Origin of the sequence: Roseburia sp. AM16-25 (assembly GCF_003473825.1) — a bacterium.
GTDB classification, from domain to species: domain Bacteria; phylum Bacillota; class Clostridia; order Lachnospirales; family Lachnospiraceae; genus Pararoseburia; species Pararoseburia lenta.
In genome coordinates this window covers 74,167-99,566 of sequence record NZ_QUCW01000002.1, presented here as the reverse complement: position 1 = coordinate 99,566, position 25,400 = coordinate 74,167, and the positions used below count along the sequence as shown (strand labels likewise).

Annotated in this window: 22 protein-coding genes; 6 read left to right on the top strand and 16 right to left on the bottom strand. The window is 45.7% G+C overall.

Annotated elements, in window-relative coordinates; all coding sequences use genetic code 11:
* Positions 1-31: 31 nt before the first annotated feature.
* Genes DW183_RS04345 through DW183_RS04310 form a run of 8 tightly spaced genes read right to left on the bottom strand, consistent with a single transcriptional unit; the run spans position 32 to position 8,786 of the window.
* Positions 32-1,759: a S8 family peptidase gene (locus DW183_RS04345; RefSeq protein WP_118281351.1), complete on the bottom strand. Its 1,728-nt coding sequence runs from the start codon at positions 1,757-1,759 to the stop codon at positions 32-34.
* Positions 1,760-1,768: 9 nt separating this feature from the next.
* Positions 1,769-1,951 carry a DUF6472 family protein gene (locus tag DW183_RS04340; protein WP_186853892.1) on the bottom strand — a complete coding sequence of 61 codons (183 nt, stop codon included), beginning with the start codon at positions 1,949-1,951 and terminating at the stop codon, positions 1,769-1,771.
* Positions 1,952-2,010: 59 nt separating this feature from the next.
* Positions 2,011-2,190 carry a hypothetical protein gene (locus DW183_RS04335; protein ID WP_118280795.1) on the bottom strand — a complete coding sequence of 60 codons (180 nt, stop codon included), beginning with the start codon at positions 2,188-2,190 and terminating at the stop codon, positions 2,011-2,013.
* Positions 2,191-2,218: 28 nt separating this feature from the next.
* A complete protein-coding gene (gene hisC / locus DW183_RS04330) occupies positions 2,219-3,277 on the bottom strand; it encodes a histidinol-phosphate transaminase (protein WP_118280794.1) in 1,059 nt (352 codons plus the stop codon).
* Positions 3,278-3,292: 15 nt separating this feature from the next.
* Entirely contained in the window at positions 3,293-5,176 is a 1,884-nt protein-coding gene (locus DW183_RS04325; protein WP_118280793.1) for a peptidoglycan binding domain-containing protein, read from the bottom strand.
* Between the two features lie 27 nt (positions 5,177-5,203).
* Positions 5,204-7,123 (bottom strand): NAD(+) synthase, encoded by a 1,920-nt coding sequence (locus DW183_RS04320; RefSeq protein ID WP_118280792.1) that lies wholly within the window; start codon positions 7,121-7,123, stop codon positions 5,204-5,206.
* Positions 7,124-7,139: 16 nt separating this feature from the next.
* Entirely contained in the window at positions 7,140-8,024 is an 885-nt protein-coding gene (gene hslO / locus DW183_RS04315; protein ID WP_118280791.1) for an Hsp33 family molecular chaperone HslO, read from the bottom strand.
* A gap of 3 nt (positions 8,025-8,027) precedes the next feature.
* Positions 8,028-8,786: a class I SAM-dependent DNA methyltransferase gene (locus tag DW183_RS04310; protein WP_118280790.1), complete on the bottom strand. Its 759-nt coding sequence runs from the start codon at positions 8,784-8,786 to the stop codon at positions 8,028-8,030.
* 172 nt (positions 8,787-8,958) lie between these two features.
* Here DW183_RS04310 and DW183_RS04305 point away from each other — a divergent pair, with 172 nt between their 5' ends.
* The gene (locus DW183_RS04305) at positions 8,959-10,002 is read left to right on the top strand and encodes a DUF6709 family protein (RefSeq protein ID WP_118280789.1); all 1,044 of its coding nucleotides are present in this window, start codon (positions 8,959-8,961) and stop codon (positions 10,000-10,002) included.
* Between the two features lie 122 nt (positions 10,003-10,124).
* On the opposite strand, the gene DW183_RS04300 is transcribed toward DW183_RS04305, so the two are convergent.
* The 5 genes from DW183_RS04300 to DW183_RS04280 all read right to left on the bottom strand — a co-directional run bounded on the left by DW183_RS04300 (position 10,125) and on the right by DW183_RS04280 (position 16,091).
* Positions 10,125-11,072: an alpha/beta fold hydrolase gene (locus DW183_RS04300; protein ID WP_118280788.1), complete on the bottom strand. Its 948-nt coding sequence runs from the start codon at positions 11,070-11,072 to the stop codon at positions 10,125-10,127.
* Positions 11,073-11,124: 52 nt separating this feature from the next.
* Entirely contained in the window at positions 11,125-12,090 is a 966-nt protein-coding gene (locus DW183_RS04295; protein WP_147403365.1) for a hypothetical protein, read from the bottom strand.
* 83 nt (positions 12,091-12,173) lie between these two features.
* A complete protein-coding gene (gene recJ, locus DW183_RS04290; protein ID WP_118280786.1) occupies positions 12,174-13,892 on the bottom strand; it encodes a single-stranded-DNA-specific exonuclease RecJ in 1,719 nt (572 codons plus the stop codon).
* Positions 13,893-13,931: 39 nt separating this feature from the next.
* Positions 13,932-15,188, bottom strand: coding sequence for a peptidoglycan-binding protein (locus tag DW183_RS04285; protein ID WP_118280785.1), 1,257 nt, complete (start codon positions 15,186-15,188; stop codon positions 13,932-13,934).
* 42 nt (positions 15,189-15,230) lie between these two features.
* Complete coding sequence (locus DW183_RS04280) at positions 15,231-16,091, bottom strand: helix-turn-helix transcriptional regulator (protein WP_118280784.1); 861 nt, start codon at positions 16,089-16,091, stop codon at positions 15,231-15,233.
* Positions 16,092-16,260: 169 nt separating this feature from the next.
* Here DW183_RS04280 and DW183_RS04275 point away from each other — a divergent pair, with 169 nt between their 5' ends.
* Genes DW183_RS04275 through bilR form a run of 3 tightly spaced genes read left to right on the top strand, consistent with a single transcriptional unit; the run spans position 16,261 to position 20,382 of the window.
* On the top strand, positions 16,261-17,640 hold the full coding sequence (locus tag DW183_RS04275) for an MFS transporter (protein WP_118280783.1): 1,380 nt from the start codon (positions 16,261-16,263) through the stop codon (positions 17,638-17,640).
* Between the two features lie 24 nt (positions 17,641-17,664).
* Entirely contained in the window at positions 17,665-18,417 is a 753-nt protein-coding gene (locus DW183_RS04270; protein WP_118280782.1) for an alpha/beta hydrolase family protein, read from the top strand.
* A 30-nt stretch (positions 18,418-18,447) separates the two neighbouring features.
* The gene (gene bilR / locus DW183_RS04265) at positions 18,448-20,382 is read left to right on the top strand and encodes a bilirubin reductase, long form (RefSeq protein WP_118280781.1); all 1,935 of its coding nucleotides are present in this window, start codon (positions 18,448-18,450) and stop codon (positions 20,380-20,382) included.
* Between the two features lie 100 nt (positions 20,383-20,482).
* Here bilR and pta read toward each other — a convergent pair whose 3' ends face one another.
* Both pta and pdxR read right to left on the bottom strand, forming a co-directional pair.
* Positions 20,483-21,466, bottom strand: coding sequence for a phosphate acetyltransferase (pta, locus tag DW183_RS04260; RefSeq protein ID WP_118280780.1), 984 nt, complete (start codon positions 21,464-21,466; stop codon positions 20,483-20,485).
* 114 nt (positions 21,467-21,580) lie between these two features.
* The gene (gene pdxR / locus DW183_RS04255) at positions 21,581-23,005 is read right to left on the bottom strand and encodes a MocR-like pyridoxine biosynthesis transcription factor PdxR (protein WP_118280779.1); all 1,425 of its coding nucleotides are present in this window, start codon (positions 23,003-23,005) and stop codon (positions 21,581-21,583) included.
* Between the two features lie 201 nt (positions 23,006-23,206).
* Between pdxR and DW183_RS04250 the strand changes: the two genes are divergently transcribed.
* Complete coding sequence (locus DW183_RS04250; protein ID WP_118280778.1) at positions 23,207-23,770, top strand: ECF transporter S component; 564 nt, start codon at positions 23,207-23,209, stop codon at positions 23,768-23,770.
* A 95-nt stretch (positions 23,771-23,865) separates the two neighbouring features.
* The gene (locus DW183_RS04245; RefSeq protein ID WP_118280777.1) at positions 23,866-24,042 is read left to right on the top strand and encodes a DUF4250 domain-containing protein; all 177 of its coding nucleotides are present in this window, start codon (positions 23,866-23,868) and stop codon (positions 24,040-24,042) included.
* Positions 24,043-24,122: 80 nt separating this feature from the next.
* On the opposite strand, the gene purD is transcribed toward DW183_RS04245, so the two are convergent.
* A complete protein-coding gene (purD, locus tag DW183_RS04240) occupies positions 24,123-25,394 on the bottom strand; it encodes a phosphoribosylamine--glycine ligase (RefSeq protein ID WP_118281350.1) in 1,272 nt (423 codons plus the stop codon).
* Positions 25,395-25,400: the final 6 nt, after the last annotated feature.

Sequence of the window (25,400 nt, the reverse complement as noted above, 5' to 3'; positions counted from 1 at the left end):
AACGTGACTGCCGCGAAAAAACCATCCTTACTTATTCCAGACTATCCCTTAAGCACAACTTTCCCCATCCTGTCCTCTCAGACGGCATAGGCTCTCCCAGCAAGGGAAGCGCCCCACGCAAAAGATATGCCTTCAACTTTTCCCCATAGGCATATGAATCATTCCCTTCCAGAATCCCCCACTGCATGATCAAGGCAGCCGAACCGGTCACAAAAGGTGTTGCCATGGAAGTGCCGCTTCTCGTCACATAACCACCGCCCGGCGCGCAGGATGTGATATCCACACCCGGTGCCACCAGATCCGGCTTGACTTCCCCGGTCACCCAAGCAAATCCCCTCCCCGAAAAGGAGGCATACTGATTTCTCCTGCTGTCATATGCTCCCACCGAAATGACCTTGTCGGCAGTCGACGGCACCGTCAAAGTCGTTTCCTCACTCGCCTGTAAAAAGCCGGTATTTTCATTCAGACTTCCCCCCGTCTGCAGCCAAAGAGCATAAGAGCCATCCTTGATCCGCCGAGGCAAGAGCCTGATCGTCCAGACGCCAGCATCCACATAATCTGTCCTTGGCAAAAATGCAAAATAAATCTCCTGATAAATCTGGTAGGGACTTGGTGCGTCAAAGAAAACATGAATCTCTGTATTGTTCCATACATAAGATGCGATCTGCCCTTCCCCGACTCCCTGCTCACTATCTAAAAAACGGAAAACCTGACTCTGATCCGGTGCCAAAAGCACCAAATCCACAACATCCTGATAGCGTTTCCAAAATTGCAGATTGACACTGGTCTCATAGACATCCACTGCCAGTTCGATTCCTAATTCCTGTCTGAATGCAGACAGTCTCCCTTGCTGATGCAATGCCTCCTGTCCCTCATTCCCGGTACCGATCGCGATCGCCATCTTCCACTGATTTGCCACCTGGGATAGATAAGTCTCCAAAAGCGATGTTCCTGTGTGAGATCCATAGTTATTTCCAAAACTGATATTGATCGCCACCGGTTTCCTTTCCTCTATGGATTTTCGCTTGACATACTCCACTGCTTCCATCAACTGGGTGGTCAAAGGGAATCCACCGGATCGGGCTGTCCCTAGTTTTACGACGATCAGGGGACTTTCATATGCCACTCCCCGGTTTCTCCCCCCGGATGCCCTGCCGTTTCCTGCCGCAATCCCTGCCACATGGGTACCATGCCCGGACGGATCTGTCACCGGTACTAAAGAAAGTGCCGACGTGCGATCCTCCGCTGCCAGCGCCTGATCAATCTGCGCCTTACTGTATTCTTTTCCATCCGCAAAAAGCCATGCGATCCGGCTGCTTCCATCCGCATTGCGAAAATCCGGGTGAAAATAATCAATGCCCGAATCGATAATGGCGACAAAAATCCCCCGGCCAGACAAAGGTCCTACCGGGGTCATCTCTTGTTGTAACGGCCAGATACAGGATGCACGCACGCCCTGTGCCACTCCTGTTACGATCCGTTTGGGTTGCTCTATATAAATCACACTATCCTGCGCCGCCAGCGCCTCGATCGCATCCTCTGGGACAAGTGCCGTGACATAGCCACCGCTCAATTCCTGAAAACTTGCCTGGGGAAAAGCCTGCCGCAAGGTCTGCACCGATCCTGCCAGACGCAGGATCAACTCCCATGACTGGCTTTCTTTTTCATAGCCTGCCGACAGACTGCCGGATTTCTCCAGTTCTTCTGTAGGAAGCTGCAACGCCAGTTGCAGCGATGCATCTATCTTATCGCTGATCACATCCATAAATTACATCTGATGGCGCACGATCAGATACTCGTCATTGGACTGATAGTAAGGACAGGACGCCGTATTTCCCATCAAAAAACGTACCATATCATCCTCATCCAGATCCATATCACACACATAACATTCATCTTCGTCATCATAGACAAAATTATTGCACATTTCACAGTTTGAAGCCTCTGCCATGCTCATCTCTCCTTTTTTGTCATTCTATGACTTGTGTCATCCCTTCATGCCAAAAGTCTTTATCCAAAGATAAAGCGGAGCAATCCGCCAACCAGACATGCCGCTAAGATTGCCGCCAACATAATGGCATACTGATAGCCTTCATGCTCGCGTCCCCACTTGGTATGCATGACGCCCAGATAAATCCCAAGCCCTGCAAAAATAGCGATGACATTTATAATCATATTCAACCAATCCATAAATGATTGCCTGCCTTTCTCTCTTCTTTTATGCCTGCTGCAAGATTTCTTCCAATGCCGCAAACAGACGTTCCATCTCCTCTTTTGTTCCGATGGTAATGCGCAGGAAATTGTCAATGCGCGGCTTGTTAAAGTAGCGCACATAGATATCCTTTTCTTTTAAAGCCGCAAAAATAACTGCAGCCGCCATCTTGGCATGGCTTGCAAAAATAAAGTTTGCCTTGGAATCCAAAAAAGTAAATCCCAGACGCCGCAACTGCTCTTTTGCCCATTCTCTGGTCTCAACGATACGGTCGACCTGCTCCTTAAAATAAGGTGTATCCTCCATGGATGCCTTGCCGATCTGTATGGTCAGTCGATCCATGGTATAAGAGTTAAAGGAGTACTTACAATCGTTCAGATAAGAGATCAGTTTGGGGCTGCCCATAGCATAGCCGATACGGCTTCCTGCCAGTGATCTGGATTTGGAAAAAGTCTGTACGACCAAAAGATTTTCATATTTTGGTAACAATGCCAGCGCACTTTTTGTTCCAAAATCCACATATGCCTCGTCAATGATCACGACAGAGTCCGGATTTGTCTTTAAGATCTCCTCGATGGCATCTAATGACTCTGCGATCCCGGTCGGCGCATTTGGATTGGGAATCACGATCCCGCCGTTTTCTCTCTTATAGTCCTCGATACAGATACGGAAATCCTTCTGCAAAGGGATCTGTACATAAGGAATACGGAAAAGTTCTGCCCAGACATCATAAAAAGAATAGGTAATATCCGGAAAGAGGATAGGCTTGTCACTGCTAAAGAAAGTCAGAAAACTCATGGCAAGGACATCATCCGATCCGACACCGACAAAGATCTGATCTTTAGAAAGTCCTTTTTCTAAAGCAATCGCCTCGATCAGATCTGCGGCTTCGGGATCCGGGTATAGCCGGAGTTCTTCCGCATCAAATCCATCTAAGACCTTTTGCACCCGAGGGCTTGGTGGATAAGGATTTTCATTGGTATTTAGTTTGATCACCTTACGTTTTGGCTGTTCGCCCGGAACATAAGGTTCCACTTTTCTAACATATGTCTCCCATCCACTCATCTGCCTCTGTCCTTTCTATAATGCGTTATATGCTGCTACTGCCGCATCTAAAACTGCCTTGTTGCTGACTTTTGCCTTTGCGGCATCCGACAATCCGTTGTAGGCATTCTGTGCTGCGTCAATGGCGGCCTTGCTGTTTACCGTCACCGGTGTGCCGATCTGATCGATCAATGCGATGACTGTATTTGCCTGATTTTGTGCATCCGCATCTGCCTGCTGTGCAATACCAGCCCAGATATTTGCATATGCATTTTCGGCATCTACCAATACCTGATAGTTGTCTACACAAGCCTTGCCGGAATCTTTTAAGGCATCGTAAGAACTACGTGCTGCAGAAATGGCTGCGCCGCTGTCCGCCGTCACGCTTCCGATCGCATTGATGGCACTCTTGCAGGCATCTGCCTGCTGCTGGGTCAAAGAATCCACGGTCTCTGTGCCTGCCAGATCATACATGAGTACCGGGAAGCCTGCCTGCACATAACTAAAGATGGTGCCGGCAGCCGAAAGTGGCAGGTTGACACAGCCATGAGAACCATAGCCCTCACGGTAACGCTGTCCACCAAAGGACTTCTGCCAGGTCGCATCATGCAGACCGATATCTCCGTTAAACGGCATCCAGTAAGATACCGGTGTTCTATAGTTTGCTCCCTTAAGGATCGCATTTCTCTCACAATATGTAATGCGAAAAGCACCACAAGGAGTCACATGACCGTTGTTTGGATTTCCGGTAACACAAGGAGTATCCATAACAACAGATCCGTTTACGACCAGATATACATGCTGTGCCGTACGGTTGATCTCCACATAAGAGTTGCCATAATCGTTGCCGTCATGGCTGGCTGCTGTGTACTGATAAACGAAATCACGGCTGACATCCTTACCACCCTTGAGATCTTCGGTCAACTGTGCCACTTCGCCATCCTTGTCGATACGCCATCCGTAGTTGCCACCCGGTACGGTAACGGTCACGCCATACTGTGTTGCCAGTTGTTTTGGCTGTCCGTAAGTATCGTATTTCTTGCTCATGGTAGAGACGAATTCTTTCATTTTTTCGGTATCAAATGCCGGCTGCATATCGTCGTCACCGGAAAGCCATGTGCCGATCGTATCCTTTGGCACAGACTCGGTCGCACTGCCGATCTGGTAAGTAATCTTGGTATCCAGATAGCCATTGAGAGTTTTGATGAGTTTCTTGACTTCCTTGCTATCCTCGGTGTATTTCGGCTGTTTGTAGCATTTATCCTTGGTCAGATCCAGGGTCTTTTGCAAAGATAAGGCTGCCTGTTCTACCTTTTTGTTTAATTTTTCAACCTCGATCTCCGTACCGTAGACTTCTTTGGTGATAACAAAAGAACCATCCTTGTAGGAGACCTTTGCATTTTCGGTCGCCTTGACATTCTGATTGGTCACACAGGAGAGTTTTGCCACATTCTTTTCCAGCGTATCGGTATCACAGGAAACCAATGCATCATCCATATACTCTGCCGGTACGAACAGACGATATACCCAGAGGAAACCGTTCTGTTTCTTCAAGAGTGTCTTGATCTTCTTGTCGCTGATGTCGATCTTGAGTCCCAATTCATCGGAAGAAAGTGTTTCCTTGTCTCCTGCGCTGTCTACCACGGTGAGATCATATCCCTTTGCCGCATCTTGCAGACGGGTCTTCATGGTGGTTTCACTGGCTGCAGAAGCCTTCACACCATTGACCGTGCTGCGGAAAAAGAAGTGGCTCTGGAAAAAGATGCCAAATCCCACAAATACGATCAAAAGCGCACCTAAGACACTGCCACCAATGATGGCGATCTTCTTTTTGTCAACGTTCTTTTTCTCTTCTGTGCTCGTTTCCACAGTCGATGGTGCGTCCGTTTCTTCACCCTTTTTTGAAAATAACTTTAACATAATAATTACCTTTCCCTTACTCTACGCTCATTTATATAAGGATGCGATCTGCTCTAACCATAGTTCGGCACATGCATCTGAAGGCATTCTGAGATCTCCTCGCGGTGACAGACTGACCGTACCAACCTTTGGTCCGTCCGGCAGACACGAGCGTTTGAACTGCTGCGCAAAAAATCTGCGATAAAATGTATGCAGCCACTTTAGGATCGTGGCTTCGTCATAATCCTCTGCAAAGGCATATTTTGCCAGCCGATAGATCTTTTTCGGCTCACTGCCATAACGCATCAGATGATACAAGAAGAAATCATGCAATTCGTATGGACCTACCAATTCTTCTGTCTTTTGCGCGATCACACCATCCTTTGGCGGCAGGAGTTCCGGCGATACCGGGGTATCCAAGACATCGCGCAGCACATCTGCCAATGCTTCATCGGCAAGATAGGTCGCATAGTAGGAAACCAGATAGCGCACCAGAGTCTTTGGTACAGATACATTGACCCCATACATAGACATATGGTCGCCATTGTAGGTCGCCCAACCAAGCGCCAGTTCTGACATATCACCGGTTCCGATGACCATGCCTCCTTCTTTATTGGCAATATCCATGAGGATCTGGGTGCGTTCCCTAGCCTGTCCGTTTTCATAAGTCACGTCATGGCATTCGGCATCCTGTCCGATATCTGCAAAATGCTGAAGCACAGCATCCCGGATCGAAATCTCACGGAAAGTCGCTCCCAGACTTTTTATCATAGAAACCGCATTCTGATAGGTACGGTCTGTCGTTCCAAATCCCGGCATGGTCACAGCGATTACGCCCTTGCGATCCAGTCCCAGCATATCAAAAGCACGCACGGTAACCAAAAGTGCCAGGGTCGAATCCAGACCACCGGAAATGCCGATCACCGCCGTTTTTGCTCCGGTGTGTGCCAGCCGCTTCTTCAAGCCCATAGACTGGATGTCTAAGATTTCCTCGCAGCGTCTGCGCAGGCTTGCCTCATCTGATGGTACAAATGGTGCCTTGTCTACAAAACGTGTCAGTTTCGTCTCCTGCAAAGGCAGAGAAAAATAGGTCTCATAATAGTCGGCATCTGTCATCTCATAGGTAGACATCATATGGCGTTTTGCAGTGATTGCATAGACATCTATTTCGCTTAGGACCATTCCGGTCGCAAAGAGGTCACTCTCTACTAAGATACTGCCGTTTTCCGCGATCAGGCTATGCCCGGAATAGACGACATCCTGTGTGGATTCGCCCTCGCCTGCGCTGGCATAGAGATAGGCACAATATAGGCGTGCCGATGTCATTGCCACCAGATCTTTGCGGTATGCATTCTTGCCTGTCACTTCATCGCTGGCAGACAGATTGGCGATCAGGGTCGCTCCGTGCAGACAATGCCTGCCGGATGGCGGACACGGTGTCCACAGGTCTTCGCAGATCTCGGAGGCTATGACAAGTTCCGGTATCTCTCTACAACGAAAGACCTGATCTGTTCCCAGAGGTATGTCAGTCTCCTGTCCTTCCAGACAGACATTTACGATCTCCTGCATACCCGGTGTAAACTGTCTTGCCTCGTAAAACTCTGCATAATTTGGCAGATAGGTCTTTGGCACAAATCCCAGTACCTTTCCACCGCAAAGCGCTGCTGCAACGTTATATAATTTGCCCTGATGCTCCCATGGCAGTCCGACAAAAAAGATACCGGATAGGTCTTCCGTCTTTTTTGCCAGGCTAAGAAGCCCTGCCTTTGCCTGCGTCAGCAAAGTGCGCTGATAAAAGAGATCATGGCAGGAATATCCTGTAATGCAAAGTTCCGGGAATACCACGATCATAGCCCCCGCCTTAGCACTTGCTTCCATCGCCTCTTGTATCTGTTTTACATTATAAGTGACATCTGCGACACGCACCTTTGGTGTGATACAAGCCACCTTGATAAATCCGTCTTTCATACTCTTCTCTCTTATCTTATTTGCGCTTACGCATCTCGATCAATTCGTCCACGGTATAATTGTATGCCTTGTTGCAGAACTGACATTTGACCTCGATCGGCTTGCCATCCGCAATGATGTCTGCCACGTCCTCATCCCCAAGACTGCACAGACTTCGCTCCACACGCTCTGCGGAGCAATCGCAGACAAAGCCCGCATCCACTGTCTCATGGAAGGTCACGTCAAAGCCTGCCAGAACGGTCTCTAAGATCTGCTCCGGCGTCTTGCCCTCGGATAACATGGTTGTCACTGATGGCAGATTTTTGATATTTTCCTCTAATTTTTCAATGATCTCATCGGAAGTAAAAGGCATGAGTTGGATGATAAAGCCACCTGCCTGTGCCACGGTATTATCTTTATTCATCAAAACGCCAAGTCCAACTGAAGACGGCACCTGTTCACTGGTCGCGAAATAATAAGTCAGATCTTCGGCGATCTCGCCTGTCTGCAACGGTACCGTGCCCACATAAGGCTCTTTTAAGCCCATATCCTTGATCACGCGCATGATGCCCAGATCAATGGCTCCGCCGACATCTAATTTGCCATCCTTATTGGGTGGCAGCATGACATCCGGCACATTGGCAAAGCCCTTGACATGTCCCTTGGCATCCGCTGTGACCGTGATCCCTTTCATCGGTCCGTTGCCCTGGATCTGCAGGGTCAGCATGTCGTCGTCCCCCTTCATCATAATGCCCATCATGGCAGCCGCCGAAAGCATACGTCCCAGTGCCGCGGTAACGACCGGACTGGTATTGTGGCTTGCTCTGGCAAATTCCACCAGATCCTTTGATGTAATGGCAAATGCACGAATAGCATCATCTGCCGCGGTTGCTCTTACAATGTAATCTTTATATGCACTCATCTTTTATCCTCTCTTCTTTCCCACTTCTCTTGCAATGACATATATGCGCTCAGTCTCCTCCAATACTGGCGTCATGGTATCTGCGTCTAAGATCTCAAGCAGATCCATCCCTCCCTCACGCAATGCCTTTTTTATCGCTTCTATCTCATAGGCGCGCTGATAATGCACCTCTTCAAATCGCATAAAGTAATCCGGATCTTCCTCATCCTGAATATAGAGCGTCAGGTCATATTCGTTGATCCCGGTCGTCTCGTCAAAGGTATTCTCCCAGATAAAACTGCCCTGCTCGCGGTTCTCGGCAAAAGTATTATCCGCCAGTTGACTGCGATACTTATACGGCGTATTCAGGTCAAAGACAAAGATACCGCCCGGATCCAGATAATTATTGACTAAGCGGATAACCTCGACCAGATCTGCATATTCCACGATATAGTTCATGGAATCACATACACTGACCACTGCCGCGACCGTGCCATACAACTCAAAAGCACGCATATCCTGACACAGATAAAGGATGCCCTCTGCAGGATGCTCCATGGCAATGCCAAGCATTTCATAAGAATTATCAATGCCTATCATGTCATAGCCGGATTCTGCCAGCCGTCTTGTCATCTTGCCGGTGCCGCAGCCCAGTTCCGCTACCAGCCCCTCTGTAATTTTATACCGCGCCAAGATGCCCAGTAAATTGTCTTTCCACACATCATAAGGCACATTGTCCATAAAAAGGTCATAGACCTCTGCAAAACTTTCGTACGCTGCCATATTACCTCTTTCCTATAAAAAGGCATACTTGTCCAGTAAACCTTTTTAACCATAAGTAATACTAACACATTTATCCATAAATGCAAACGAAAAGTGGTCTTTGCCCGCCTTGAAAAAATCAGGTACAAACCTTATACTGAGAAAAACAAGACATTGGAGTATGCGAAATCATATGAAAGAAAATTTTGAACATTACATCAGCAGGAGCATCCGCTCCTTCTATCAGCATAGAATTGTATCGCCGATCATCTTTTTAGCCATCTTGGCACTGCTTGCCTTTTTCTATCCGGTCAGCAATCTCATGCGTCCGGCGAGTGCCAGCGGTGAGGACGATATCGAAAAACTATACCAAGACAATGACCGCTACATCGAGATCACGCTGAAAGACCTCTACTTTACCGGTTATACCAAGCGCTGGCTGGATAGCACGGTGGGCTATTATTACTATACGGTCATGGGCGACGACTGCATCATGGTTCTCTTGAATCCGGACGACTCCCAGCAGGGACTTCCGACTATTGACAAGATCATGATCCGCGGCAAGATCCTATATAATTCCCATGCCATGAGCAAATTGCTGCTCTATCTGTCGGAAGATCTGGCATGGTCGCAGAACGGCATTACTTCCACGATCTCACCTTATATGATCTCACAGCCGGATGCCACCGATCTTGCAACGACACTTTTTAAACTGGTCTATATTTTAAGCGGGCTTTATGCTTTTATCAGTATCATCCGCTATGCCATCTACATTGCCTTTCCGGTGCTCTCCGTACCTGTGCAGAGGCTCCGTTGTTATGGCAAGCCCCGCGAGATCTTAGCGGAAGCCGAGGAAGAACTGGCAACCCTGCCACAGCTTGCCACGGAAGACATGTTCATCACGGAGCATTATTTTATTGAAACGTCCAATTATGGTGTGGCGATCGTGCCGATCAGTCAGATCATCTGGATCTACAAATACTCTACCCTGCATAAGTTTTTGTGGCACCACTTTTCTATTTCCTATACCTTGCATATTACTGCCGCCAAACGTCAGTACATTCATTGTCCGAAAAATATCAAGTCTGACATTGATGGTATCATGGACTATCTGGCAGAAGCCAACCACGATATTCTGGTAGGATTTAACGAAGCCAACCGTCTTAAGGTCGAGGAGATCCAGGGCGACCTTGCCCCGTTCAAGAAGTTCTGGGCATTTCTCAGTAAGAAAGTGTAGGCGACAGTTCGGGCTGGGGATGTGGACAGATGCTGAGGCGAATTTCCTATCACACAAAAATCCCTGCAAGAAACGCCAGCACGTCTCCCGCAGGGACCTTCTATTTTATCTTTTCAGACGGACTATGCTCCCATCTTCTTTTGCATCCACGCATACAGATCCTCATATACTACCTGACGGTCTGTCTCATTTAAGATCTCATGGCGATCATCCTTGTATAATTTCAAGGAAACATCCTGCATGCCTGCTGCAAGGAACTTGTCTCTGGCAGCCTCAACACCCTTGCCCATATTTCCAACCGGATCACTATCACCGGAAACAAAGAAGATCGGCAGATCCTTCTTCATCTTTGCGATGTTGTTTGGATCATTGTCATACTTGGTAGACTCTACCAGTCCACGGTATGCACCTAAGGAAAATGTGTAGGTACACTTTGGATCCTGATAATATTTCTTTACAATATCAACATCCTTTGTCAGCCAACTCTTCTCCGGCCTAGCACCTGTGCAGTCATACTGCTTGTAAGGTGCACCATAGGTCATATCTCTGACCATAGTACTGCGATACTGATCTGAGCGGAAGAAGGATAGGAAATTAATCAACGCAAGTCCTGCATTGATGGTTCCGTCACTCTCTGTACCGGTTCCCATAATGATGGCTCCGTCCAATTCATCCATTTCCTCTGCCTTAACGCACAGACATTTTCTTGTCATATAAGATCCCATGCTGTGTCCCATGATAAAATATGGAAGTGTCGGATATTCTGCTTTGGTCAGTTTGTAGTTGCTGTAGATATCCTCTACCATGATGTCACTCGGATGCTTTGCATGCATGATGCCCCATTCTTTCGGTGAAGAAACAGACTCTCCATGTCCGATATGATCATGTCCTACTACCACGAACCCCTTACTGTTCAAAAATTCTGCAAACGGGCGGTAACGCTCGATGTATTCTACCATGCCGTGTACGATCTGAAGCACGGCAACCGGCTCCTGATCCGGCGTCCACTTGACGCCGTGAATCTGTGTTACCCCATCTGCTGATGCAAATTGATATGTCTGCTCTGCCATTTTATAATCCCCCTTATTATTTGTCTCATATATGTAAATGGTATTGCTACCTTTACTTTTGTATCTCTGAACCGCCGGCATCAGCAAAGGTCTGCTTCATGTGTGCGACCGTCTGCTCTAAATGCGTTGTGCTCTCTTCTTGCTCCATATAACAGGTGCCGATCTTTTCCATCTCTTCCAAGATGCACTCCTGCCTGCTGATATCATCTGTCACACGTCCCTGATACTCCTGCAAAGTCTCAATCAGACCTGCCATAGATGCCTCCGGTGACTCTGTATCAGTCTGTCCCGCGTTATAGCGGCTCACATCCGTTGCCATCTTGCTAAGCGCACGGTTGTTGTCCTTGAGCAAAGAAATAAACTGATGGATCTGTCCACTCATCTCGGTGATCTCCTTCTGGAGATTTTCTGCCTGCTCTAAGGTGTCCGATAACTGTCCGCCAAAGACTTCTGCCAAAGACCGGATCTGCTCTGCGCTACGGATAAAATCCGCGCCCTCGTCGCCCAGTCTCCCCGCATCGATTGCTGCCTGTAAGGCGAGTGCACTGATCGTCCCGGTAAACTTTTCCAAGCCTGACATCTGTTCCATCAGACGCTTGATCTCGGATGTCTCTTTATTGGAGCCTTCTGAAACCGACTTGGCAAGTCCGGTATAATGCTTGCTCTGCTCCATCAGGTCGGTCAATGCCGTCTCCTGCTGGTGTAAAAAATCAGTATGCTTGGCACTTTTTTCCAGGATCTGTCCCACTTGCAGACTATCCTGTCGTAAGACCTCGACACATTCCTGTATGCCATCTTCCATGACCTGCTGGTCATTCCGTGTATCCTTGGCATAACCTACAACCTTGGTCAGGCTTCGATCCATCTTTGCCGCGCTCATCTGTAACTGATCCACATCCATCTGTGCTTCTGCCACATCCGATGCCGCCGTCTGAAGCATAGCCTCGTATGTCTCCACCTGTCGCCCAAGCGTCTCAGCCTGCTGTAACTGTTGCTTCACTTCTTTGCTATGAAACATGCCTGCGCATACCTCCATTCATACATTTTCTTACACAAATGTATACTATGTATTCTACATTTTTTTGTAGTATTATGCAACATCTAGCAGACATTTGATATGACGATCTGCAGGCTTCTTCTGCCACGGAAGTCATTGATCTGCGGATAATATGTAATGGTAATGCATCCCCGCTCGCCTTCAATCTCCTCTAATACCGTCCGCTCCCCAAAATAAAGACCTTCCATGCGACTGCCATCCTCCCCCTGCAGGGTCAGACGCAGGAACTGCTTTTGTTTGCCGATAGGCATTTTTCGCAGGATGCAGACATTTTTTTGCGCGAATACCGGCTTGGGATTGCCATTTCCAAATGGCTCTAATCTTTCCAACTGCCCGATCAATTCCTCACTGATGTAGGAAAAAGGCATAGGCACATCAATGTGGATGAGCGTCTGCATTTCCTCTTTTGTCATCTGCGTATTGGCATTGATGGCTGTCCGAAAGGCATCTATATTTTCGACCGGAAGAGACAGACCTGCCGCCATAGGATGTCCACCAAATTTGCTAAAAAGTTCCTTGCACTTGCACATCTCATCATACATGGAAAAACCTTCGACAGACCTGCCGCTGCCTTTTGCCCCATTTCCGTCTGCCGCATCCACCAGAATAAAGGTCGGGCGCTCATAGCGTTCCCGGATGCGCCCGGCTATGATGCCTGCGACACTCTCATGCACCTGTGGCAGATAAATGACTAAGACAGGCGCATCCGCGTCTGCCGCCTGCTCGATCTGTGCGATCGCCTGCGCAACGCCCTGTTCGGTCATGACCTTTCTTTCTTCATTCAACTGGCGCAATGTTTCCGCCAATCCGGCTGCGCTTTCTATATCCTCAGCCTCCAAAAGTTCCAAGGCCTTTGTAGCAGAATCCAGCCTGCCGCTGGCATTTAAACAGGGACCTAAGACAAAGCCGACATGATAGGCACTGATGTCCTCTGGCGCAAGATCACAGCGTGCGATCAGAGTCTGCATCCCCAGATTCTTGGTATGGCGCAGCCGGTCTATACCAAGGGCTACGATCGTTCTATTTTCTTCGACCAGTTCCATGACATCCCCAATCGTTGCAAAAGCCGCATTTTCCATAAAACGCATGGCTTCCTGACGCGCAATGCCTGCCGCTTCATACAATACCCAGATCACTTTCCATGCCACGACCGCTCCACACAACTTTTTACACCGATACAGGCAGTCCTCCCGCTTGGGATCGACCACGGCATCCGCCGGCGGCAGATGATAGACTTTTTTGCCTTCGACCATTTCGTAAGGCACCTCATGATGGTCCGTCACGATCACCTCTATGCCCGCCTCCTTGGCATAGGCGATGGCATCCGCCGCCGCGATCCCATTATCGCAGGTGATGACAAGACCGATCCCATCAGCCACGCACTTTTCCATCAGACGGATATTGACACCATAACCGTCCTCGATACGATCGGGTATGGCATAGTCTACGATCGCCCCCAGACGCAGCAGTCCCTGATGCAGAATATAAGTCGCCTGGATCCCATCAATATCATAATCGCCAATGATACGGATCTTTTTGTTCTCTTTTATCGCCTTTTGCAAAAGAGCGACCGCCACATCCATATCCTTTAAGGCTTTTCCATCCCCAAGATCTTTTTCGCTGGGATGCAAAAATGCAGTAATGGCTGCATCCTCCGTCAAATCGCGATTGACGAGTATGCGCGCCACTACCGGATCGATCTGATATTTTTTGCCCATTGCGGTAAAATCTGCCCGCTTACTATACATGAGCCATTTTGCCATGTTTTTTCCTCTTTTCTCTATTTGTAACTTGTATCTTTTTTACAATTCCGCTATACCGGTTACTCCCACATAGATCTGGGAGATTTTATACCATGTACGATAGTCTACCACACCTGTCGCCGGCAGTCCAAAAATAGATTGGAAGGTACGCACCGCTTCCGCTGTCAAAGGTCCATAAATACCATCCACAGCCACACGCGGAATCGCCGGATAATCCCCTGCAATCACATTCAGATGTTCCTGCAGCTGGCTCACCTTTTTTCCTTCTGAACCCACAGACAGTTCTCCTGCCCAGGATGTCGGTATGCCACTGATTTCTTCCGCTGTGCTAATATAGATATTACTGCCATAATAATAACGAAGAATTTCTATGGTACGAAGCCCCTGATCTGCCAAATCTTTCGAGCCCCACTGGCTGAGCCACTTTGGACATCGTACATTTTTCCCATCACAATATTGCGTCAAAATTGGTTGCTTGACATTTGGTCGTGCCAGATAATTGGTATACATTTCATCGACCACTTGTGAAATCGATTCAAAGATGGTACGTCCATACGACCATTTTTGATCGTATGCCGTTGATGATGTAATGGTAAAATCATACCCTTTGCCACGATACCACTCCGTATAAACACGGTTCAGTGTAAATGACATAATGGCAAGTACATTTGCACGAATTGCAGCATCCGGCCAGGTCGCATAGATTTCACTGGATGCCACATTTTTGATATAATCCGGATATGTCACATAATAGTTCTTCGCTTTTGCATCGGACGGAGTTCCATCATGCACAATAATATACTCTGGGATCACCACGCGGCTTAAAACGATTTCTCCGGTTTCAGTAACTGGTTTTACCTCTGTCTCCGGAATTTTAGGCGTTTGCGGTACATAAAGCGTATTGCCGGGCACCACAATTTCTTCTGTTTTTCCTGTCATACTTCCCGTGGGGATCAAAGGAACCGGCTGCAGTGACAGTTCCTGCGGCAATACCTCCGCATTTGTCAGTTCTAATGTTTCATACCCTGCAGCTTCTACCACGATATTATATTGTCCATAAGGCATCCCCATTGCCTGCGATTCTAAGCTGTATTCTAACGGCGGTGTTTCTACACGTATATCCGGAATCTGTCCTGCTCCGTCCGAAACATAACTTGCTATTTTCTCACCATCTGACGCCCGGTAAATGCTCACCTGCGCCCCACGCACCGGTCCTCTGTTAGTACTATCATATAATTCAATTTCGAGTTCTCCTGAAGATGCAAATCCTATGTTTCCTGGTGTTGTCACATCCATTTTTTTCTCCTGCAGCCATCGTCTCTTTACTATATGACAGCATTAGGAAATGCGTGATTTTTCATCCACACTTCGATCAATCTGTAAATTCTTATAATACTGCATAGGTGTCACACCATATTCTTTCTTAAATGCCCGGAAGAAATGGTTGTACCCACCAAATCCACCCAGTTCATACACTTCGCGAATGCTTTTCCCCTGCTCAATATAGCGTCTGCAAAGATCAAGTCTTGCCTTTACAATATAAGCATGTGGTGTCTCTCCGGTCATTTTTTTAAATTCTCTTACAATGTGATACCGGCTGACATAGAATTCATCCTCTAAACGTTCCAGCGTAATATCCTCCGTCAAATGTTCCTTAATATAAATAAAGATATCATCCATCACCACATGTTTTTTCTTATTCACCTTATGCTGTCTGTCCTCCTGCACAGACGAGCGCAATGCCAAAATAAGCAAAATGGTCAACTGGCTCTTCTCATATAATGCATGTGCAAATTTTTGTTCTTCTTTTGCCATTGCATAGAGTTTTTTCGAAATATTTTTAATCAGCATTGCTGCTTCACTCTCTGCATGTACCATTTTTACCTGAAATGGTACGACATCAAACGCCGCATTCAAATCGGTATGTTCATCGGAAAGTGTTTTTAGTAAGTCAGCGCCAACATAAAGAACATACAGTTCCAACGGATATTTGTTTTTACGGTATTCCAATTTGATACGATTGCCGGGTTTGATAAAAATAAGATCTTCCATCGTACAAACCTCATTCCGTTCCTCTGCCTGTAAATAGGAAACACCGCCAACAACAAAAATAATGGTATGACGATTGCCTTGTCCAAAACTTCTCTGACCGCTCTCCACAATCTTTACATGCTCCATTTCATATCCTTGTCTCTTCATATGTTCACTTTGCACATTCCTTCCCTATATTTTTTGTTTATTTTGTCAATTTTAACGATATATCAATTTTTCATAGTTTGCAAGCAATTTTTGTATATGTGGTCTCTTTTTTTGTTTCTATAATAATACTGTAGCTACCAAAACATTATAAAACGAGAGGTATTTTATTATGAAAGAAACAAGACCTTTTTCTATGAAGGACAAAATCGGCTACACTCTGGGGGATTTAGGGTGTTGCTGTACGGAACAATTCCGTGCTATGTATCTAGCAATTTTTTACACATTGGTATTAAAAGTAAATCCAGTACACGTCGGTATCTTAATGTTGGTGACCAAATTGTGGGATGCCATCAACGATCCACTCATCGGTGCATTGGTTGATAGCCACAAAAACACCGGAAAAGGTAAATTTATTCCTTGGATTAAATTTTTCGCTTTCCCAACTGCTGTTCTTTGCGTGTTAGGATTTGTTAATGTAAGCAACTTCGCATATGGTGCCCGTCTTGCATATATGTTCATTACTTATGTTGTATATGAAATTATGTACACTTGCGTCAACGTTCCATTCGGAAGTCTTTCCAGTGTTATGACAGACGATGTAAACCAGCGTACAGATCTTTCCCGCTATAGAAGTCTTGGTGGAACCATTTTCATGACGGTTATCGTTATCGCTGGTCCATTATTCCTTTACAAGGATAACCAGCCAGTACCTAGTCATTTCCTGATGATGGCTGCTGTCTGTGCCGTTATCGGTTTCATCTGCTTGATGATTACAGCAAACTGGTGTAAAGAGCGTGTCATTACAGAACCTATAAAAGAAGAAAAAGAAAAACTCAATTACTTACAAGTATTAAAAGATATCACCAAAAACAAAGCTTTGCTCGGTGTTATGTTATCAAGCTTTATCGGTATCGTTGGTGCAGGTATGGTAAACGGATTGAATACTTATTTATTCCGTGACTACTTTGGAAACGTTGCTATCATGGCAATTTCTGGTATGTTAAGTGTCCTTTGGTCACTCATCGCTTTCGTTGGTATCAAGTTTGTTGCAAAGAAATTTGGTAAAAAAGAATGGATTATGTACAGTGCTACTTTCTCTGTCGTTGTATTTGCCATTTTATTCTTCTTCCCAATGAAGAATCCTTTGCTCTTTATCATCATCAACGGTATCTGCTATCTCGGTGTCAGCGGTTTCCAGGTATTGATCTGGGCACTTGTAAATGATGCCATTGATTATCAGGAACTCCAGACTGGAAAGCGTAACGAAGGTATCGTTTACTCTGCTTACACTTTCTTCCGTAAACTTGCAAATGCAGTATCTGGAAGTATGAGTAGTTTCGCACTTGCGATTGCTGGATTTAACGTAAATCTGGAAGTACAGAGTGACGCTTTCGCTGGACATCTCTGGAAAACCTATACCGGCTTATATGTTGTTGGTTACTTATTAGCTGTACTTGTATTAAAGTTTGTATATCCATTAACCAAAGAAAAAACAGAAGAAATGTTACATCAGTTAGCAGATAAGAGAAACGCTGCAAACGCTGAATAATTTTTAGAAAAGAGGTAAATCACATTGATCAAACAAGTCGAACTTACCAATCGTTCCGGTCACGTTTTACGCGGAATTGTAGATATCCCAGATGAGGGTTCACGTTTTCCTGCCATTGTAAATGTACATGGCTTTACTGGAAATAAGAGTGGATACAAAAACAGTTATACGCAAACGGCAAGATTTCTTGCAAAGCATGGTTTTGCCAGCGTACGTTTCGATTTATTCGGAAATGGGGAGAGTGATGGAGAATTTGAAGATATGACATTTACCGGCATTCTTGAAGATATTGAAGATATTATAAATTGGACAAAACAGCAGGATTTTGCTGATCCGAAAAAAGTAATTCTTTCCGGTCAGAGCATGGGCGGCTATGCAGCCGCTACTGCTGCTCCAAGAGTAAACCCTTACGCATTGATTCTCATGTGTCCGGGCGCCGGTATGTGGTTTGGATGTAAGGAACGCGCCGAAGCTATGGAGGCAAAAGGCATCACAAGTGCTGATATTGAAGGACTTTGCTTTGCAACATCTTTTAATCATGATTTATACCAGTACGAGCCGTTTTCTTCCGCTGTTGGTTACGAAGGTCCTGTCCTTATCGTTCGTGGTACCGCTGATGATTTAGTAGATGATGCTACCTGCCACAAATATGAAACACTTTATTCTGGAAAATGCACCTATCAGACCATCGAAGGTGCAAACCATAACTTTGCCAGTGCTTCTGCAAGAAAAGAATTAAATGAATCTATTCTTACCTTCTTGCAGGCATTAAAATAAATGAAACAGACTTGAAAGGAAGTATGACTTATGAAACTATTAGAACCTATCGCAGTTGGAAAAACAACCTTTAAGAACCGCTTGATGTTTCCTCCGCTTACAACCGGATATGAGGAAAAAGACGGTTCTATCGGTGAACAGAGTTTCCGTTTTTACGAACGCCTCGCTAAGGGTGGTGTTGGTTATATTGTAATCGGAGACGTTGCGCCTCTTGCAACATTCTCTCCTACACCAAAGCTTTTTTCTCCTGCACAGGCAGAAGGATTCAAAAGACTCGCAGATGCTTGTCACGAAAATGGTGCAAAGCTTGGAATCCAGTTATTCCATCCGGATTACAACGTTGCCGCATTAAATGATTTATTCCATCAGGGAAAAATGCAGGAAGCAAGAGCAAAATTGCATCATGATATGCAGCATTTTGTAAACGAAGTAACTGCAGAAGAACTCGAAGAGATCATCAAGCACATGGAAAACTGCGCTATTTTAGCACAGGAAGCCGGCGTTGACTGTATCGAAGTACATGGAGACCGTCTGGTTGGTTCTCTCTGCTCTCCAATCTTAAATCACAGAACAGATGCATATGGCGGAGATCTTGCAAACCGTACACGTTTTGCATTAACACTCGTAAAACGTTTAAAGACTGTTGTTCCAGATATGGTGATTGATTATAAACTTCCTATTGTGACTCCACTCGGTGAAAATGCATTCCGTGGTAAAGGTGGTCTTCCATTTGATGAAGCTTGCATTTTTGCAAAAGAATTGGAAGCAGCCGGCGTAGATACCATTCACGTAGCACAGGCAAACCACACAGGAAACATGGGTGATACCATTCCTGCTATGGGAACACAGCCATACGGCTTTATGGTTTCTTACTCTAAGAAGATCAAGGAAATCGTTTCGATTCCAGTATCCGTTGTAGGACGTATTGTGACACCAGAAGCTGCTGAAGCTGTACTTACCAGCGGTTCTGCTGATATTATCGCACTTGGTCGTTCTTTGCTTGCAGATCCTGATTTTGCTAATAAGTGTGCAGATAACCACGCTGGTTGTGTCAGAACATGTATGATGTGTAACAAGGGTTGTACCGACAACATTCAAAACCGTGCGTTCTTAAGCTGCGTTTTAAATGCAGAAAATGGTTATGAAGCAAGCCGTCAGATTACTCCTGCTGCTACTGCAAAACGTGTTGCTATCGTTGGTGCCGGAATTGCAGGCTTAGAAGCTGCCCGTGTTGCTGCTTTACGTGGTCACCAGGTTACTATTTTTGAAAAGTCATTACAGATTGGTGGACAGTTATTGATTGCAAGTGTTCCACCAAGAAAAGAAGAAATGATGCGTAGTATCAACTACTACTGCAACGTATTACCAGAATTAGATGTCACCTTCCGTCTTGGTCAGGAATTTAGTGAAAAAGATTACGCTTCCTTCGATGAAGTCATCGTTGCAACAGGTGCAACGAATGCCATCATCCCAGTTCCTGGAAAAGACCTTCCAACGGTTTTCAGTGCATGGGATGTTCTTGCAAAGAAAGAAATCGTATTTGGCAAGGTATCTGTCATCGGTGGCGGACTTGTCGGTGTCGAAACGGCTGAATATCTGGCTTCTCGCGGATGCAAGGTTACCATCGTTGAAATGATGGATCAGATTGCAAAAGAAGAAAGCAACACCATTCTTCCTACATTGATGAAAGAATTAAACAGCCATGAAGTAGAAGTTCTCACTTCTGCTAAATTGATGGAAATCACAGAAAATGCGGTTATCGTTGAAAAGACAGTTGACGAAAAGACAGAAAAAGCAGAAGTTGCTTCTGATTTCGTTGTGATGGCTGTTGGTGCAAAGAAGAATGTCGCAGAATTAAACAATTGCACATTGCCAATCCACTATGTTGGTGACTGTGCCGGCGAACGTCCAAGCAACATTGATCATGCAATCAAATCTGCTTACGACGTAGCATGTGAATTATAAAAGCACTTCTTTTCGAAGTTGTTTTATAACAGCATAATGAAACTCCCAAAAAAGGCGCTCTGCATAAGCAGAACGCCTTTTGTATTACTTACAATATGATTTATGCAAGTGCTGCTGTAATGATAGCCATAGAATAAACTTCTGCTGCATTACATCCACGGGACAAGTCGTTAACTGGAGCATTTAATCCTAAAAGAATAGGACCATATGCCTCGAAGTTACCAAGTCTCTGTGCAATCTTGTAACCAATATTACCTGCATTGATATCAGGGAAGATAAAGGTATTTGCATGACCTGCTACTTCTGAATCCTTACACTTTGTACGAGCAACACGTGGTGAAACGGCTGCATCAAACTGAATCTCTCCCTCGATTGGAAGGTTCGGGAATTTTGCCTTTGTCTTAGCTGCTGCATTACGCATCTTATCTACATCTTCGCCCTTTCCAGAACCAAGTGTTGAATAGCTAAGGAATGCAACCTGTGGGTCAATACCGAAGATTCTAGCACATTCTGCTGTCTCTCCTGCGATTTCCACCAATTCGTCCTCTGTAGGATGAATATTGATTGCGCAGTCTGCCATAGCAAGTACTTCGTTCTCACCTGTAGCAGCTGGACGAACCATGATAAAGCAAGAAGATACGATAGAGTTGCCCGGCTTTGTCTTGATCAACTGCAAAGCAGGTCTTACGGTATCTGCGGTAGAATAAGTTGCACCACCAAGTAAAGAATCAGCAACGCCCATCTTTACAAGCATGGTACCAAAGTAGTTTGCCTGTGAAAGAATGCCTCTTGCCTGCTCCGGGGTAACGCCCTTTTTCTTTCTCAGTTCGCAGAACATCTCGATCATCTCGTCCATTCTGTCGTAATTTGCTGGATCAATGATCTCTGCGCCACGGATATTAAATCCACTTTTTTCTGCTGCTGCTTCTACTTCCTCCGGCTTTCCGATCAAGATCGGTGCTAAGAAATTAGATGCAAGAAGTCTTGAGGATGCCTCAAGAATACGAGGATCGGTTCCTTCTGTGAAAACGATCTTCTTTGGGTTTTCTTTTAAAATGTCAATTAACTGTCCAAATCCAAACATAACTGTTTCCTTTCATACAAATTTATTTCTTATTTTCCATCCATCATTCTAACACGCTTGGATTATTTTTCAATCGCTTTCGCGCAAAATCATGTTTTTTCTACAAGACAATAGTTAGTTTATACAAACCTGATAGATTTCTTCCAGAACTTCCGGCAGGTCTTGCGGATCGATCGCCGTATAATTGATGATAAATGTATGCGGGATCACCTGACTGCCGTCATAGGTATAATCGCTCATACCCCGCAGGCGGATGCCCCTTTGTTGCAACTGATCCTTGATAACGCTGTCCTCTTTTTGTGTATCAATATGTAAAAGAAAATGCAAGCCGGCATCCTCCTCATAGATGGATGCCATCTGCCACAGACGGCTTTCCTTTAATTTGGCAATGACCTGATTTCGGTGGTTCTTGTAAAAATTGCGCATACGGTTGATATGCTTTTCAAAGTAGCCCTGCTGCAAAAAAGCAGCCAGGGTGTACTGCTCAAAATTTGACACCGTGCAGGCATAAAAGCCTAAATTCTCTTGGAATTTTCCGACCAGCGTCCGGGGTAGAACCATATAACTGATACGGATAGAGGGGGTCAGGCTCTTGGAAAAGGTATTCAGATAGATCACCCGCCCCGCTCCATCAATACTCTGCAAGGTCGGAATGGGCAGACCGCCAAAACGGAACTCACAGTCATAGTCATCCTCAATGATATAACGTCCCTCTTTTTCGGCTGCCCAGGCAAGCAACTTCTGCCGCCTGCTGATAGGCATAGCAATACCGGTCGGGAAATGGTGGGTCGGCGATGTATGGATGATCTCTACCTTTTGCTTTCTCAGCGACTCCATGGAAAGTCCATGCGCATCCAGATCCACATAGCGGTAGTCCACGCCATTATGCGCATAGATCTTCGCCAGTTTTTGATAGCCCGGATTTTCGATGCCATAGACATGGTCTCTCCCCAAAAGTTGGATGAGCAGATGATACAAATACTCGGTTCCCGCACCGATCACGATCTGTTCCGGCAAAATACGCATACCGCGAAAATGATACAGATGGTCCGCGATCGCCTGCCGCAGTTCATAGACACCTTGCGGTGGCGACGGCAAAAGCACATCCTTCGATTGGCCACTTAATACAGCACGCATCAGGTGTGACCACGTACTCATAGGGAAGCGTTCCCGGTCTACATGGTTGGATGCAAAATCCATCCGCCAGTTTGCCTTTGTTTCCTCGTGGCTGGCATCGTCCCCCTCAATAAAAATTTTCACCGCAGGATCCTCTTGTAAAGGTTCTGTCAGATAGGGCTGCACCGCCGCCACATAATAACCCTTTTTCTCCACGGCATAGATATATCCCTCTACCAACAACTGCTCATAGGCACTGGCAATGGTCATCACGGAAAGTCCCAACTGCTTGGCAAAAGCCCGCTTGGACGGCAGGTGTTCCCCCTCTTTTAATCTTCCTTCCTCAATATCTTCTTTTAATACTTCATATAAATATTGGTAGTAGGGTTTTTCGCCCCTCTCCTCAAAAGTATAGGTAAGCATATACATCCCTCTATTTTTCTTTTTTCGTAAAAATCGACTTTTCCTATTATTTCTCTAGGTTTTTCAGTATTTTTTAATCTGGTATGGTCGAATTTGTTTAAAATGGTTATTTTCACATAACCAATTATGCATATAATGATACTCAGTTACTCGCACAAAAGCAAGACTTTTGACAAGATAAGAGAAAGAAGAGGGAAAAATATGAAAACGAAAAAATTGATTTTTGCAGCTTTATTTGCAGCACTGACCTGTGTTGCTACCATGATCATCAAGGTACCGACACCTACCATGGGTTATATCCATCCAGGTGATTCGATTGTACTTTTGTCAGGATTTTTACTTGGACCACTTTATGGCGGACTTGCAGCCGGTATTGGTTCTATGTTCTCTGACTTATTTGGCGGATACTTCTCCTATGCACCGGCAACCTTTGTCATCAAGATGCTTACCGCTGTATTTGCCAGCCTAGTTTACCGTGCTTTTACCAAGAAACTTTCCGAAGTTTCCGGTGGCAAGCAGGCAGCCTTTACCGCGATCAGTGGTGTCGTTGGCGAAGCCTTCATGGTATTTGGATACTTTGTATTTGAGATCTTTTTGATGGCACTCGCAGCAGGCGATGGTTTCTCAAGCACAAGCCTTGCCGCAGGTCTGGCATCCTCAGCCAGCGGTGTTCCGTTCAACATCGTGCAGGGACTCTTTGGTGTGATCCTTTCCACCATCCTGTATCCACTCTTAAAGAAACCGCTTGCGCAGTATTCTAAATAATTTTGTAGTAAATTTATTTTCATTTGCAAATTTTACATTCTTACATATAATATATATGTCTAAGAAAGCATATTCGTTTATAAAGGAGTATGAAAATGAATTTACCACTAGATCCCATGATGCTGCTCAGTGTCGTCAACATGAATTTAAGAGACCGATATCCATCCCTTGCAGAGTTTTGTGCAGCAGAGAATGTCGATCAGGCAGATCTTGAAAAACGACTGGCAGCCATTGATTATTATTATGAAGCAGACAGCAACCAGTTCCGCTGATGTTCGCTTACTGTCCAGACATGAAAAAAGGTTTGTGAAGCCTTCCCAGGTTTCACAAACCTTTTTACTTTTGGTTCTTTTTACGCCTCGTCAATCGCCTTGCCGATGTCGTGGCGCATATATTTGTTTTCAAAAGAGATCCAGTCTGTTGCCGCATAAGCCTTGGCTCTGGCGTCCTTTAAATCCTTGCCCTTGGCTGTAACACCAAGTACACGTCCGCCATTTGTCACGATCTGTCCTGCATCATTTAAGGCTGTACCTGCATGGAAGCAGAAATACTCCTCATTGTCGAACTTATCAAAGCCTGTGATTGGAAATCCCTTCTGGTAGGAAACCGGATAACCATCTGATGCAAGTACCACGCAGACAGCTGCATTATCCTCAAATTCCAGCGTCAACTGATCTAAAGTGCCATCCACACATGCTTCCATAACATCTATAATATCATTCTTCATACGCGGCAGTACAACCTGTGCCTCCGGATCTCCAAATCTGGCATTGTATTCCAAAACCTTTGGTCCGTCCTCCGTGAGCATCAAGCCAAAGAAGATAACACCCTTAAACTCTCTGCCCTCGGCTGCCATAGCATCCACTGTCGCCTGATATACATATTTCTTGCAAAATTCATCCACTTCCTTGGTGTAGAAAGGACTTGGAGAAAAGGTTCCCATGCCTCCGGTATTTAAACCTGTATCTCCATCCCCGGCACGCTTGTGATCCTGCGCGCTGCTCATGATCTGGATGGTCTTGCCGTCCACAAAAGAAAGCACAGAGACCTCGCGTCCGGTCATAAACTCCTCGATGACCATGGTATTGCCGGCATCTCCGAACTTCTTGTCCATCATGATGGTATGTACCCCTTCGATGGCTTCTTCCAGGGTATTGCAGATCAATACACCCTTGCCCAGTGCAAGACCATCTGCCTTTAATACGATCGGCATCTTGGCGGTCTTTAAATAAGCGATCGCTGCCTCTGCGTCGTCAAAACGCTCATAGGCTGCCGTAGGAATATTGTATTTTTTCATAAGATCCTTGGAAAATGCCTTGCTTCCTTCCAGAATTGCCGCATTTTTTCTCGGTCCAAAGACCTTTAAGCCCTCTGCTTCAAAAGCATCCACAATACCACCGACCAAAGGGTCATCCATACCAATGATTGTAAAATCAATGGCGTTTTCCTTAGCAAATGCAACTAATTTATCAAAATCCATGGCACCGATCGGTACACATTCCGCAATCTGACCGATTCCGGCATTGCCCGGTGCACAGTAGATCTTGTCTACCCTTTTACTTTTTGCTACGCTCATACAGATCGCGTGCTCACGACCGCCACTGCCTACAACTAATACTTTCATGCCATT